Raw genomic sequence first — 10,921 nt, forward strand, 5'->3', positions numbered from 1 at the left:
TTGTCTGTCTATTTCCATTTCTTTGCACAGTGTTTTAATTAACTATAAGAAAAATGTCAGAAATCGCAGAAAAAGTAAAAGCTATCATCATCGATAAGCTTGGTGTTGAAGAGGCAGAGGTTACTCCAGAGGCAAGCTTCACAAATGACCTTGGCGCTGATTCATTGGATACTGTTGAGCTTATTATGGAGTTCGAAAAAGAATTCAACGTGTCTATTCCAGATGATCAGGCTGAAAACATCTCTACTGTAGGCCAGGCTGTAAGCTACCTAGAAGAGCACGCGAAGTAATATATCCTCCCCTTTTATAAAGAATTTTCTACTATCTATCCTCTACTAACAGCTTATGGAGCTTAAGAGAGTCGTAGTTACTGGGCTAGGCGCACTCACGCCAATTGGAAACACCGTTTCGGAATATTGGAACGGGCTTATCAATGGCGTGAGTGGGGCTGCGCCTATTACACGTTTCGACGCAAGTAAGTTTAAAACGCAGTTCGCCTGCGAAATCAAAGGATACGATCCAGGAAATTATTTCGATCGTAAAGAAGCCCGCAAAATGGACTTGTTTACGCAGTTTGCGCTAGTGGTGGCCGATGAGGCCGTTAAAGACGCAAACCTATTGGAGGGGAATATTGATCCTGACCGTGTTGGAGTAATTTGGGGATCTGGAATTGGTGGATTACGCACCTTTCAGGAAGAGTGCGTGAACTTTGCCAACGGCGACGGAACACCACGCTTCAACCCTTTCTTCATTCCGAAGATGATCGCCGACATCAGTGCAGGTCATATATCTATTAAGTATGGCTTCCGTGGGCCTAACTTTGTTACCGTTTCTGCCTGTGCATCAGCTACTAATGCGCTTATAGATTCCTTCAACTACATCCGTTTGGGTATGGCTAATGTGATTGTGAGCGGTGGTTCTGAGGCTGCAGTTACAGAGGCCGGTATAGGAGGTTTTAATGCCATGAAAGCCCTTTCGGAGCGCAATGATTCTCCATCAACTGCTTCTCGTCCATTTGATGCAGGCCGTGATGGTTTTGTGTTAGGTGAAGGTGCGGGAGCTTTGATCCTGGAGGAGTATGAGCACGCAAAAGCGCGTGGCGCTAAAATATACGCCGAGATTATAGGTGGCGGCATGTCTGCCGATGCATATCATATCACGGCCCCTCACCCTGAAGGCCTTGGCGCTTTGAACGTTATGAAAAACGTGCTGCGCGATGCCAACATCAAACCAGAGGAAGTAGACTACATTAACGTACACGGTACATCCACACCGCTTGGCGATATTAGTGAGACAAAGGCTATCAAAACAGTTTTTGGTGACCAGGCTTACAAGCTGAATATCAGCTCCACTAAATCCATGACGGGTCACTTATTGGGTGCTGCCGGTGCTATTGAGGCAATTGCTTCTATCATGGCTGTACGAAATAATGTTGTTCCGCCAACCATCAACCACTTTACCGATGACGAAAACATCGATAACCGCCTGAACTTTACGTTTAATAAGGCGCAGGAGCGGGAGGTAAAAGTTGCCCTGAGCAATACATTTGGTTTTGGTGGTCATAATACCTCTGTAATTTTCCGTCAATTCAAAGACTAGTTAGTGTTTGGGCCTATTAAACCAGTTCGGCGCATCCTTCACAGGTTATTCAATAAAGATAAAGCCTTAGTACGCGCTCTTGCTGGCATTATTGGCAGCACACCTGATAACCTACGTCTTTACAAACTCTCGTTGACGCATACATCGTTTGCGCGCCAAAACCTGGCGGGCAAGCATGAAACCAATGAGCGTATGGAGTTTTTGGGCGATGCCATACTTGGCGCCGTGGTAGCAGAACTCCTGTTCAAGAAGTTTCCGTACGAAGACGAAGGTTTTCTGACAGAGATACGCTCGCGCATTGTAAACCGTGAGTCGCTGAACCTGATTGCAGTAAAAATTGGCCTGAACCTGCTGGTGAAGATCGATACAACCAATCAGAGCATGCGCCACCGGTCTGTAAATGGCAATGCACTGGAGGCTCTGGTCGGTGCCATATACCTCGATAAAGGCTATAATACCACACGCAGCTTTATCCTCAACAAGCTTATCAAGCCGCACATCGACCTGCACAACCTGGTAAATACAACTGCTAACTTTAAAAGCAAACTGATAGAGTGGGCGCAAAGCCAGAACCTTGACATTCGCTTTGATATTGTGAAGCGTAAGCAGCAGGGCAACACCACAGAGTTTACCTCTGAAGTATACATAGACGATAAACCTATTGCCGTAGGCGTAGGGCTCTCCAAGAAAAAAGCTGACCAGGCGGCGGCTGAAAAGGGGCTAAGCTTTCTGAAAATCTCCTGATCGCGTAGCTTCTGCCTCTGCACAAGCTATATGTAAGAGAAGTGTAGCAAGCAAGTAGCTTCTGAACTGACAAGTGCCATGACGTATACTTGCTTCTGCCTTTCAAGATGAAGCATAAGGACAGCTACTCCTGCTTTAAGGCTTAATCTGCTGTGCGGGAAATAGCATCACCAATCATTATATACTAGTACAGCTGCAACTTAGCACTAGAAGATTGTGCCTTACAATGTTTTGACATGCTTATTTTGTTGAGTGTAATTATTTTCACTAAATACAGCGAAACAAACATAACTTATTTTCTATACTGTCAGTATCATACAGCAGATACATGTCAGTCTCAAAACGCCATATACAGCAGATCGCGCTTACCCTTATTGCGATTGTGTTCCTAGTCTTTTCGGCTAGCGGCGTAAGCCTTGAAAAGCATTTCTCTAAAAAAAATCATAAAAAGGCGAGTACAGAGTCTAAATTTGATTTAGATGCCAATGAAGAAGACGTAAAAAATATTTCCTTCGTCTTTTATTCGGCTGTAAGTTTCTTCCTGTTTGCTTTCCCTAAGCAAGATATAGGAATTACATCCTGCGCCTGCCTGCTTACCAGAGTTACTAAGCGGCTGTATATTCTGTTCCATAGCCTCAGAACCCATCTTTAAGATTCTTTTTTGGTGTAGCAGTTGTTTAAAGCATGTGTAAAATCCATCCTTTGCACTGCAAAAGCCTGTAACGGAACATAGCTTCACGCTCTATAGTGCTGTTTAGAAGCTCTAAAACCGCTTTGCCAGCATCCTTTACATTCAGCTTTTGCTTGGAGAACGATGTTTAAACATGCTATAAATTGGAGTATTGTTAGGAATTACTTTCAATGTGTTTTCTGCAATTACAAGCTGCCCATGCTGCACCAAAGCCTTAGCTACTCTAATAGAAAAATTTTGGATGTTATTATGTGTAATGACATTCGTGCAAGGCTCCTTGGAGCCGAGGCACTAGTGCCTTTTATACTATAGGCTTAAAGGCACAGCTGTTTCTGCTAAGGTATATTACTCTTCTTACTTGGCTTGCTCATAAGCTGAAGCCTCTATTCCTGTCTTTTAAAGTAATTAAATACAATCAGTATGAATTGTCGTTTTTGCAAAGAACCGCTCCACAACAAGTTTGTTGATCTCGTTAACTGCCCGCCTTCTAATGCCTTCCTGACAGAAGAGCAGTTAAGCGAACCTGAAACATATTTTCCGCTAACTATTTACGCCTGCCACAACTGCCACCTGGTGCAGGTGGATGAGTATAAAAAGGCTAAAGAAATATTTAACAGCGACTACGTTTACTTTTCCTCCTATTCTAAAAGCTGGGTAGAGCACGCTCGCCGGTATGTAGAGGCGATGGTAGCGCGTTTCGGTTATAATGAAGACTCTTTTGTAATGGAGATAGCGTCTAATGACGGTTACCTGTTGCAGCATTTCAAGAACAAGGGTGTGCCTGTTTTAGGAATAGAGCCAACACAAAATACGGCCAATGAGGCTATCCTAAAAGGCATTCCTACCATTTCAGAATATTTCGGGTCGGGCTTTGCGCACGAATTGAGCCTGCGGGAGCAGAAAGCTGACTTGCTGATTGGAAACAACGTACTGGCGCATGTGCCTGATATCAACGATTTTGTGGAAGGCCTGAAAGTGGCCCTTCGCAGGAGCGGCGTTATTACCATGGAGTTCCCGCACTTGCTTCGTTTAGTGGAGGATTGCCAGTTTGACACTATTTACCACGAGCACTTCTCATATCTTTCGTTCACCACCGTGAAAAAGATTTTTGAATCTCATGCCCTGGAGATGTTTGATGTAGAGGAGGTGCCAACGCATGGAGGCTCCCTGAGAATATTTGCCAAGCATAAAAAAGACGACACCAAAGCCATCTCGCCTAACGTGGAGGCCATGCTCCAGAAAGAAGCCGCCGCTGGCATCACTACCGACGAATATTATCTTGACTTCCAGGAAAGAGTGGATGCGATAAAGTATGAGTTACTACAGTTCTTGGTGGATAAGAAAAGAGCAGGCAAGAAAGTAATAGGGTATGGGGCAGCTGCAAAAGGAAATACGCTGTTGAATTATGCCGGCGTGAAGGGGAGTGACCTGATAGAGTTTGTAGTAGATGCTGCACCATCAAAGCAGGGTAAGTATCTGCCGGGAAGCCATATTCCGGTGGTAGAGGAAGCAAGTATACGCGAGTTGGAGCCGGATTTTATCATCATATTCCCGTGGAACCTCAAAGATGAAGTAATGCATCAACTGGCATACGTGAGCGAGTGGGGTGGCAGGTTTGTAACGTTCATACCTAGTTTGCAAGTATTTGAACCAGAGCTTAAGAAAGTAGTGGTTTAGTGTGCCACAGCGGAAGATGAGCTAAAGTATATATCAGGGCAGGCCTGCACGTTGTGGGCCTGCCTTTTTAAGTTATAGGGGCAAGGCAGAATCTGCTGCTGCATCTGCGTGGCAAGAGGTAAAATACCAAGTATAGCTCCTGTCGAGTGTGCATGTTCACTGCTGAACCAGGCTGCTGTCGTAGCATATATTAAAGAAACAAGGTATTCAGTTACTCAAAATTAAAATCCTGCGCTTAACTTGCCTTCACATACTTGCGTTATAGAACCCTATGGAAGAAACAAGACTCATACTGGCTGCCGCAGCTCTCAACCAAACTCCACTGGATTGGGACGGTAACCTGAAGAACATACAAGACGCCATTGCCGAGGCGAAAAACAACAAAGCCGATATTTTACTCCTACCTGAACTGGCCGTGTCTGGCTATGGTTGCGAAGACTTATTTTTGAGCCCTTGGGTATCAGAAATGGCTTTTGAGCACCTACTGCAGCTAAAGGAGTGGTGTGACGGTATTACGGTAGCTGTAGGCGTATCTGTGTTTTATAACATGAAAGTGTACAACACGGCCTGCGTTATCAAAAATAAAGAAATTGTAGGCTTTACGGCAAAGCAGTTTTTGGCAAATGATGGGGTGCATTATGAGCCGCGCTGGTTTACTCCCTGGCCTGCCGATGTGGTGGAGGAGTTTGAGGTGCGAGGGCAGAAGTATAAAATAGGCGACATTATTTACGAAGAGCAGGGTGTAAAGTATGCGTTCGAAATTTGCGAGGATGCCTGGCGGCCTAACCGCCCTGCCGAGCGCCACATGCCAAAAGGCGTGCAGCTTATACTTAACCCAAGTGCCAGCCACTTTGCCCTGAGCAAAACCGACGTGCGTTATCGCTTAGTGGTAGATGCCTCTAAAAAATATCAGTGTGCTTACATGTACGCTAACATGCTTGGCAACGAAGCAGGCCGTATGATCTATGACGGCGAGGTGCTGATTGCGCAAAACGGTAAACTGATTCGCCGCAACGAGTTGCTTTGCTTTAAGGATGTGGATATGGAGTGTGCAGAGGTATGCTTCTCCAAAAATCCAGAGATTGCGGAGGTAATAGAGTACCTGCCGCCGATTGATGAAAACAAAGAAGTTATTGCTGCCCTAAGTCTGGCCTTGTTTGATTACATGCGCAAGAGCCGCAGCCGTGGCTTTGTGCTGTCGCTGAGTGGTGGTGCCGACTCTTCGCTTTGCGCTGTGGCAGTGGCTGAGGTGGCACGCCGTGGGGTAGAGAGCTTGGGTTTAGAGGCCTTTATGGACAAAGCTTTACTCTTCTCTGCCGAGGATAAAGAACGAATTAGTAAGCTGCCAGCAGATGAGGCACAGAAGGCACTGGTAAACAAGCTGCTTACTACAGCCTATCAAGGCACTGTAAACTCTTCAGACGATACATATACTTCAGCAAAAGAATTAGCTGAGTCTATCGGAGCCAGATTCTATAACTGGACGATTGATGAGGTGGTGAAAAATTATACTTCTACCATAGAAGGAGTAATTGGCCGTGACCTGACGTGGGAACAGGATGATGTTACGCTTCAAAATATACAGGCCCGTGTTCGTGCCCCGGGCATCTGGATGCTCGCAAACTTACAGAACGGGCTGCTGATGGCCACCTCTAACCGCAGCGAGGCATCGGTAGGCTATGCCACTATGGACGGAGACACAGCCGGTGGTATTTCGCCTATCGCAGGCATCGACAAAGCCTTTATCCGTCAGTTTCTGATTTGGGCGCAGCAGGAGCTAGGCTATATTGGTTTGCAATATGTGAACAACCTGCAGCCAAGCGCCGAGCTTCGTCCGGCAGAGGAAGAGCAGACAGATGAAAAGGATCTGATGCCCTACGAAGTCTTGAATCAGATTGAGCGCCTGGCATTCCATGATCGGTATGCGCCCATGGAGGTATATGATATCCTGCTGAAAGAAGGTGTGGCAGAAGGAGCAGTGTTAAAAGAATGGATTACGAAGTTCTATAGCCTGTGGTCGAGAAACCAGTGGAAACGTGACCGCTATGCCCCGTCTTTCCACCTCGACGATTACAACGTGGATCCACGCAGTTGGCTGCGCTTCCCGATTTTGAGCGGCGGCTTCAGAGAAGAGTTGCAACTGCTAAAAGAGAAATAGCAGCAAGAGGCGTTACCTTAATGGTAACGCCTCTTGCTTGTTAGCTGCCATACTTGCGCTTCAGGTGCTGGTTAGTGATAACAATGCTTGCAGCAAGCATCACTACGAGTAGAGCAACAAGTATAAGCAGCGCGACAACGGGTGTTAAAAATAGAGATAGTATCCATCCCGTAAGTATAGCTATTAACCCAATCTTGATAAGCAGTTTAGGGTGATACTGGTTGGCCTCATCCCAGTTCTGTTGGTTGCGCATAGCATAGTGGGTGCGGAAGCCATACAGCCAGTTGATCTGCCTGGGTGGCCATTTCTTCAGAGCCATACCTGCTAGCAATAGTAGCAGGCCCGGCAAAAGATAAAACAAATTCATACGCGTACATATAAGGTTTCCGTTATATAAGTTGCCTGGCCAGCGGCTTCCGTTTTTTCAGTGGCCGATTTATCTTAACTTTGTCAGATACGCACACCCTTATGAGCATATTAAACTACATTACCTGGAACGTTGATCCAGAGATTTTCAGCATTGGCCCGCTTAGTATACGATGGTACGGACTGCTTTTCGCGCTGGGCTTTGTAATCGGGCAACGCATCCTGACTAAAATATACGTAGCAGAAGGCCGTACCGAGGGCGATGTGGATGTGATTACCATATACATGATTATCGGCACAGTGGTAGGCGCACGCTTAGGCCATACCTTGTTTTACTCGCCGGAGTATTATCTGAGCAACCCCATCGAAATACTAAAGATATGGGAAGGCGGCCTTGCCAGCCACGGCGCTACCATCGGTATCCTTTTCGCACTTTGGTTGTTTAGCCGCAAGCAGAAGTTTGATTACCTATGGGTGCTGGACCGTATTGTGATTGTAGTGGCCTTAGGTGGTGCTTTAATTCGCTTAGGTAACCTGATGAACTCTGAGATCATTGGCCATCCAACTACTGTTCCCTGGGCATTTGAGTTTCTGCGTTTGGGTGAGAGTCCTATTGTGCCGCGCCATCCAACACAGCTATATGAATCGCTGAGTGTCTTTATGTTATTTGTGCTTTTATACTGGCTGTGGAGCAAGTATAAAAGTGCGCTGCCTAAAGGGCTGCTTTTCGGAATATTCGTGACAGCGCTGTTCTCGTTCCGCTTCCTGGTGGAGTTCCTGAAAGAAGATCAGGTAGCAAAAGAAGCGACAATGGCGCTAAACCTTGGCCAGTTGCTAAGTATCCCGTTGGTTCTGATAGGGATTGCCATACTTGTCTGGGTTTGGCTGAGGCCTACAAAAGCCTTGCCTGGTGGCAGGCTTCCGGAAAGTAGCAACGCTTAGCAAAGTATAAAATCAAAAGGCCCTTCTGCTGAAACAGAAGGGCCTTTTGATTTTATACTTGATTTAACTTAAAAGGAGCCAGGAGTTAAAGATACTTGAGGGGCAGTTAGCATCGGCGTTTGCTGCTTCCACTGCTACAAAGTGTAGTGGTACAAGTTACCGCCCTCGCTTGTAATTACTAGTTTGTTTTCATCTATAAAGTCTAAACCTTCAGTTTGTCCGGCCCCTTTTAACTCACGCTTCTCATACTTACCTTCATAAAACTTATCTACGCTGCTAAAGTCGCGAAACAGGTGAAGTTCTCCTTCGCTTAGCAAGGCCACCTGCGCTGCATCCGCGTTTATTGCAGCACCCGTAATTTTAGCTTTTATTTTATGGCTCCCAATTAGCCTGGCTTTGTAGTTGCCTGGCTGATCGGGCAGCTGATATACTTTAGCGGTAGCGCCCTGTCCACGGTCTTTAGATACCAAGTATAAATTGCCGTTGTTCCAGAAAATAGCTTCGCTGTCGAAGTTGCGATCTTTCTTTTGCGGCGGATATTCTGTCTGGTCTTCATACGTATAACGAATAGCCTGCACTTGATCAGGAGCTGCTAAATCTACTTTGTATATAGCCAGTTCTTTACGTTGGTTATTGTTGTTGCCAGAGTCAGCGATGTAGATATTGCCATCATCGTCCTGCGCCAGATCTTCCCAGTCCACGTTAGGCACCTTAAGCTTGATGGTTTCCTGAAGCTTGCCCTTTGCATCTAACAGGTACAGGTAGGGCTTGTTGCCAGCATCGTTGTGGGTCAGGATGGTGCCGTTAGCAAGTAGAGCAACGCCAGAGCTTTCCTCTACCTCGTTGGGCAGCGCTGTTATTTTTTCTAACCTACTGCCAGTAGTAGTGGCTTCAGTAGCAGGTTTGTCTTGAAACAAGCTATCACGAAGAAAAAAAGTCGTTAGCCCAATAATAGCTAACATGATCACGGCAATTTTTATCATCAGTTTCATGTATAAAATTTATAGACGGGATATTATTAACGAGAAGTCTTGGCAGACGTTAAGCATATCAAAGTATAAACTTTAAAAAAGCTGCCGTAGCACCTGTGTTTTGCAATAAAAAGACTATCTAGATGGAGATTAAAAAGATAAAGGAAACCTGCCTCTATGTATCGGACCTTGAACAGAGTAAAGCTTTTTATCATGGCAAACTAGGTTTTAAGGTGATCGGTGAGGTGAAAGACCGGCACGTCTTTTTCAGGGCAGGAGCCTCTGTGTTGCTCTGCTTTATAGCAGAAGCCGCTAAGAAAGGAGGCCATTTGCCGCCACACTTCGGAGCTGGCGAGTTGCACCTTGCCTTTGAGGTGGAGCAGGAGCAATATACTTTGTGGAAGCAGCAGGTGGAAGGTCAGGGAATTGAGATAGAGCAGGAGTACGACTGGGGTGGTGGCTTTTTGTCGTTCTACTTCCGCGACCCAGACAGGCACCTGCTGGAGGTGGTGATGGAAGGGATGTGGGAGCGAAGCTGAGGCTACTTTATACTTCGTCCCGATCAGCCTCTGGATTACCGCCTTGTTTTCGGGTGTGAAAGAGAGCCTGCTGGAACTGGTGTTCATGCGTATCCGGAAGGTGCCGCCGAGCCTGATTGTTAACTCCATGATCAACTCCACCAAAGCCGGCATCGACCTGACGTACACTGAACTGGAAACCCATTACCTGGCAGGTGGCAATGTGCCGATGGTGATCAAGGCGCTTATCTCCGCCGACAAGGCGAACATCCCGCTGTCGTTTAAGCAGGCAACTGCTATTGACCTGGCTGGCCGAAACGTATTTGAGGCCGTGACGACATCGGTAAACCCGAAGGTTATCAATACACCAAACGTAGCCGCTGTGGCGCAGGATGGCATTCAGCTGATCGCTAAAGTGCGGGTTACCGTAAGGGCGAACATCAAATAGCTGGTGGATGGCGCTGGCGAGGAAACCATACTTGCGCGTGTGGGGGAAGGCATCGTAACGTCCATCGGCTCGTCTAGCTCGCATAAAACTGTATTGGAGAACCCGGATATGATTTCGAAACTGGTGCTTCAGAAAGGCCTGGACGCCGGCACAGCTTACGAAATTCTCTCTATTGATATTGCCGCAGCCTTCCGCAGCGGTAACCTCGGCAATATGGACTACTACCGCATGCAAAACATTCAGTCGGACACTGACATGCGCAGCTCCATTGCTAAGCCTGAGCAGGGTGGCTCTGGCAGCCAAGGCAAGCCAAGGGAGTAACCGCAAGCCTTAGTTAATATGTAAAGGGCCACTCCAAGGTATGGAGTGGCCCTTTTAGCTAAAGTATGGTTAGGCGAACGGTGTTTAATAATGTGCCGATAAGCTGCCGTATGGTAAGTGAGTTTAACGTTTGAGGCTTTGCAATGTGAGGATTAATGATTGGTATGGCACTAGAGTAACTTCCATAAAAAAGGACTGAAGTTTAGCACTCCAGCCCCGATAACGTAAAGCCCGTTGCTTGCTTCATAATTCATCTACCTTGTATTACCAGGGTATTTCACCCGTTTCCGGATTACTTTCCTCGCTAAAGAATTTGCCAGTTGGCCCGTTTTGGTCGATCAATGCGTATTTTACAATGCGCTTCCCGGCTTCTTCCACCTCACCGCCCATATAATTAACTCAAGTTGCGATTATAAACGATGAAGCCATCCAGGTATGTTAAAGGATAAAGTGACCAAACTCTACTCCTTTCTTACCATGAATGAC

At 46.4% G+C, this 10,921-nt stretch carries 9 protein-coding genes and 1 pseudogene; 8 read left to right on the forward strand and 2 right to left on the reverse strand.

Going from position 1 to position 10,921, the window contains the following annotated elements; all coding sequences use genetic code 11:
* Positions 1 to 53 precede the first annotated feature (53 nt).
* The 5 genes from ACFQ2O_RS16180 to nadE all read left to right on the forward strand — a co-directional run bounded on the left by ACFQ2O_RS16180 (position 54) and on the right by nadE (position 6,869).
* Positions 54 to 290, forward strand: coding sequence for an acyl carrier protein (locus ACFQ2O_RS16180; RefSeq protein WP_068838501.1), 237 nt, complete (start codon positions 54 to 56; stop codon positions 288 to 290).
* A 55-nt stretch (positions 291 to 345) separates the two neighbouring features.
* The gene (gene fabF, locus ACFQ2O_RS16185; RefSeq protein ID WP_377530006.1) at positions 346 to 1,599 is read left to right on the forward strand and encodes a beta-ketoacyl-ACP synthase II; all 1,254 of its coding nucleotides are present in this window, start codon (positions 346 to 348) and stop codon (positions 1,597 to 1,599) included.
* Positions 1,600 to 1,602: 3 nt separating this feature from the next.
* Positions 1,603 to 2,343 (forward strand): ribonuclease III, encoded by a 741-nt coding sequence (gene rnc, locus ACFQ2O_RS16190; protein WP_377530009.1) that lies wholly within the window; start codon positions 1,603 to 1,605, stop codon positions 2,341 to 2,343.
* A gap of 1,111 nt (positions 2,344 to 3,454) precedes the next feature.
* Entirely contained in the window at positions 3,455 to 4,711 is a 1,257-nt protein-coding gene (locus ACFQ2O_RS16195; RefSeq protein ID WP_377530011.1) for a methyltransferase domain-containing protein, read from the forward strand.
* 271 nt (positions 4,712 to 4,982) lie between these two features.
* Complete coding sequence (nadE, locus tag ACFQ2O_RS16200) at positions 4,983 to 6,869, forward strand: NAD(+) synthase (RefSeq protein ID WP_377530013.1); 1,887 nt, start codon at positions 4,983 to 4,985, stop codon at positions 6,867 to 6,869.
* 40 nt (positions 6,870 to 6,909) lie between these two features.
* Here the strand turns inward: nadE and ACFQ2O_RS16205 are convergent, their stop codons facing one another.
* The gene (locus ACFQ2O_RS16205) at positions 6,910 to 7,236 is read right to left on the reverse strand and encodes an SdpI family protein (protein WP_377530015.1); all 327 of its coding nucleotides are present in this window, start codon (positions 7,234 to 7,236) and stop codon (positions 6,910 to 6,912) included.
* Positions 7,237 to 7,337: 101 nt separating this feature from the next.
* On the opposite strand from ACFQ2O_RS16205, the gene lgt reads away from it, so the two are divergent.
* A complete protein-coding gene (gene lgt / locus ACFQ2O_RS16210) occupies positions 7,338 to 8,177 on the forward strand; it encodes a prolipoprotein diacylglyceryl transferase (RefSeq protein ID WP_377530018.1) in 840 nt (279 codons plus the stop codon).
* A 134-nt stretch (positions 8,178 to 8,311) separates the two neighbouring features.
* Here the strand turns inward: lgt and ACFQ2O_RS16215 are convergent, their stop codons facing one another.
* On the reverse strand, positions 8,312 to 9,169 hold the full coding sequence (locus tag ACFQ2O_RS16215; RefSeq protein ID WP_377530021.1) for a hypothetical protein: 858 nt from the start codon (positions 9,167 to 9,169) through the stop codon (positions 8,312 to 8,314).
* A gap of 122 nt (positions 9,170 to 9,291) precedes the next feature.
* Here ACFQ2O_RS16215 and ACFQ2O_RS16220 point away from each other — a divergent pair, with 122 nt between their 5' ends.
* The gene (locus tag ACFQ2O_RS16220; RefSeq protein WP_377530023.1) at positions 9,292 to 9,687 is read left to right on the forward strand and encodes a VOC family protein; all 396 of its coding nucleotides are present in this window, start codon (positions 9,292 to 9,294) and stop codon (positions 9,685 to 9,687) included.
* Positions 9,688 to 9,694: 7 nt separating this feature from the next.
* A pseudogene (locus ACFQ2O_RS16225) lies at positions 9,695 to 10,435 on the forward strand (flotillin-like FloA family protein); the annotation flags it as partial.
* Between the last annotated feature and the right edge of the window lie 486 nt (positions 10,436 to 10,921).

It is taken from the genome of Pontibacter rugosus (genome assembly GCF_042678745.1).
Classification (GTDB): Bacteria; Bacteroidota; Bacteroidia; order Cytophagales; family Hymenobacteraceae; genus Pontibacter; species Pontibacter rugosus.

What these genes read in the sequence shown, in the direction of transcription:
- nadE (WP_377530013.1), top strand. Translation starts at nt 4,983, where the DNA reads ATGGAAGAAACAAGACTCATACTGGCTGCCGCAGCTCTCAACCAAACT.
- lgt (WP_377530018.1), top strand. Translation starts at nt 7,338, where the DNA reads ATGAGCATATTAAACTACATTACCTGGAACGTTGATCCAGAGATTTTC.
- ACFQ2O_RS16220 (WP_377530023.1), top strand. Translation starts at nt 9,292, where the DNA reads ATGGAGATTAAAAAGATAAAGGAAACCTGCCTCTATGTATCGGACCTT.
- fabF (WP_377530006.1), top strand. Translation starts at nt 346, where the DNA reads ATGGAGCTTAAGAGAGTCGTAGTTACTGGGCTAGGCGCACTCACGCCA.
- ACFQ2O_RS16215 (WP_377530021.1), bottom strand. Translation starts at nt 9,169, where the DNA reads ATGAAACTGATGATAAAAATTGCCGTGATCATGTTAGCTATTATTGGG.
- ACFQ2O_RS16195 (WP_377530011.1), top strand. Translation starts at nt 3,455, where the DNA reads ATGAATTGTCGTTTTTGCAAAGAACCGCTCCACAACAAGTTTGTTGAT.
- ACFQ2O_RS16180 (WP_068838501.1), top strand. Translation starts at nt 54, where the DNA reads ATGTCAGAAATCGCAGAAAAAGTAAAAGCTATCATCATCGATAAGCTT.
- ACFQ2O_RS16205 (WP_377530015.1), bottom strand. Translation starts at nt 7,236, where the DNA reads ATGAATTTGTTTTATCTTTTGCCGGGCCTGCTACTATTGCTAGCAGGT.